1 protein-coding gene and 2 pseudogenes are annotated in these 2,857 nt (G+C 45.0%); all 3 read right to left on the bottom strand.

Going from position 1 to position 2,857, the window contains the following annotated elements:
- A pseudogene (locus tag ACFIK2_RS07680) lies at positions 1 to 662 on the bottom strand (phage tail protein); the annotation flags it as partial.
- 136 nt (positions 663 to 798) lie between these two features.
- Complete coding sequence (locus ACFIK2_RS07675) at positions 799 to 2,133, bottom strand: Bgr_08870 family protein (RefSeq protein WP_375677109.1); 1,335 nt, start codon at positions 2,131 to 2,133, stop codon at positions 799 to 801.
- Between the two features lie 12 nt (positions 2,134 to 2,145).
- Positions 2,146 to 2,857 (bottom strand): annotated as a pseudogene (locus ACFIK2_RS07670) (DUF4815 domain-containing protein); the annotation flags it as partial.

Genomic DNA, 2,857 nt, shown 5'->3' with positions numbered 1-2,857 from the left:
CTTTGCTTGTCACGTTTGATAAACATGGCTGCTGCAAAAGGACTTGCGGGTTTAACACTAACACCCCCCTCACGATTTGCCACCCGTACAAAGGGGTCAATCAAATAACAAAAGCGTGAGGAAAAATCTGCGCGATAGGTAAGGCTTTCTTGCGTGTTTTTACCACCCGTATCAAAAACCGCAATCGCTTGTAGCTTTTCTGCAACCTGTTCCAAAGCGTCTGCCACGGGGTTTTTGCCATTGTCAATCCGCCCTGCACTATAAGCCGGTGCTAAGAGAATTCCAGGTTCCACACCCAAATGCCCCCGCGCATGCGCTAAGGCATGCACACCGGTCAAGTGAGTATTGGATCCCACCATTTCGGTTTGTGTCTCAGCAATGGTTGACTTTTCTTCCACCCGCACAAGAATAATTTGTGCCTCAATCCCCTGTGCGCACACAGCATTAATAACATCAAGAGCTGTGCCTCTTGTTCCAAGCTTTTGGATTTTTTCTGTCTCATGGGTGAAGACCAACACGGGCTCGTCGAGGGGAAAAACTTGGTTGTCAGCATCAGGGGCTGTAACAACCGCCCCAATGGCGGTCTGATCAAATGTTGCTAAAGGACGGGAATCCTCACCAGCCTCTACAATGCGAATCCCATGATTAAATTCTATTGCCATTTTGCTCTCCAAATCAATGAAGAGACCATAACAACAAGAGCTCCCTTTCATAAGTCTGACACTGTCAGTCAAAAAGCCCTTTTAAAGGGCTTTAAAGGGGACTTAAAGACGGAAGAGCATACAAGCCTTTAAACGCTTATACAAAGATCTTTAATTTAACTGCGCCATCACCACCCCGTCCAGCACCATTTACTGTTCCATCTTCACCATCTCGATAACCGCCACCGCCACCGCCGCCATATCCTTTTTCAGCTCCGCTTCCTCCATTGCCACCATACTGGCTTTTTCCTCCCTTACCTCCATTATTAGCTATACCACTACCACCACTCCCACCACTCCCACCTCCACCTGCTCCACCATAGGTACTATCCCCTCCATCACCGCCACAACTATCATTAAAGCCACCACCACCTCCTCCGCCTCCATGCCAAGGATGTTCTTTTCCCGCATAACCATTATTATTACTACCACTTGCAGTTCCATAACCACCTGAAACTCCACCACCACTATTTCCACCAATATAACCGTTATTCCCCTTACCACCCCGTGCTGTAAGAATAGAACCAACTAGCGTATTACCACCATTAACACCATTTCCATATCCGCCTTTTCCAATAGCCACTACATCATTATTCTGTAATTGGCGTTTTTGAATCTTTAAAGAAATACATTCACCACCACCACCTCCTCCACGTTGGCCACCGCTCCCGCCACCTCCCCAAGCCATGATTTCAATATCAGTGTCATCTGTCACCCCATCAGGCCAAGGAATATTACCACTCTGCAACATAACGATTTCAATGTACTCTTCTTTACGCTTTTTGATTAAAGCATCCAAAAGAGCATCCACTTGCGCTTTCGTATAAACAAGATCTCCATCCACTTTTAAAGGTCCTTTCAAGGTACTTCCATTTGTGCTTAAACTGGTAACTATTTCACCATTATGGGTGAGATTAAACGACGAATTACCCAACAGTTCTAAGCCACCACTCATAGTGATTTTGCTGGTAAATTTATTATAACTTTGCCATTCATTTGGGCTGGCTAAGCGACCATAGCTTGTGAGATCTTCATTGATCTTGGCTCTAAAATCATCAAGACCCACGATATCTTCGGTTTTATGTTGATGTGCGCCTAACAGTGAGACAGCACTGCCAAAGGTGAAGTTATTATTGCTTGATTTATAGAGAACATAATTATTTGCGGCATCGTGTGCGCCTTCGATATCGCTTAAATCAGCAAATGAGAAAGTTTTATCCGCTGCCATTTTGCCATTGAGAGTGCTTTCTAGATTTGTGATTTCGCTTATGGTATGCGTGTGTTGTGAAGGCGCTTTTTGGTCTACCTTTTCCTCAACAGCCAAAAGAGCTTGATCAATTTTGGTCAAGTTTTCGCGCAAGATTGGGAATTCAGAACTGATAAAACGACCTTCTTTAGGCAATTCCATGTCGAGTTTTTTGGTTTTGGTCATCTCTGTTTTCCCTCATAATATGCCAGCGCCAAAATCACACACCATGGACCGCGCAGCAGGTCCACCGGTAAGGGTCAATTTCAAGCGCGCTTGTTTGGCGCCTTTATCACCACTGATAAATTTGCGCTCTGTCCAAAGTGGTTCAGCGAGTTGTTCTGTTTCGTCAAGTTTCAAAGGGGTGAAACCACCATCATCCAACTGCATCTCGCAAGTGAAGGTTGCACCGCCCGGTAAAAATGTTTTGATATAACTGGTCAACCTTGCCTTTTCCCCAAAGGCAAAAGCACGCGTGACATAGGTGGCTTCTTTATGGATCTTCCCCGCAATCAATTGAACAGGAGCAAACAAAACAGGTGAGAGTTTCTCTGTTCCTTTAAGAATGGCACGAAGCTTTACCTTTTCACTGATATATTCAGTAAGACTGAGCAATTGAAAGGGCAGGAGTTGATAAATTGTGCCATTGTTTCGTTCAATTTCAAAGATGACAGAACACTCACTTGAAGGCAACTCAATGGCTGCGCGTATTTGCAAATCAGAGCAGTCTACAAGGTCAAAGGTGCCTAAATCGACAATCTTTTCTGTTTGCCTATAGCGGGCAGCGAGCACCCGAAAGGCTAAAGCCTCATCTTGATGGGCTGTCCAACTTTGTGCGTTAACAGAAGAAAAGCGTGGACCGGTCACGTAAGGGTGACTTGAGACAAATCTTTGGTGTTCTGCATCAAAA

It is taken from the genome of Bartonella sp. AP88XZML (assembly GCF_042195565.1).
Taxonomy (GTDB): Bacteria; Pseudomonadota; Alphaproteobacteria; order Rhizobiales; family Rhizobiaceae; genus Bartonella.
This window is presented reverse-complemented; position numbering and strand designations above follow the sequence as displayed.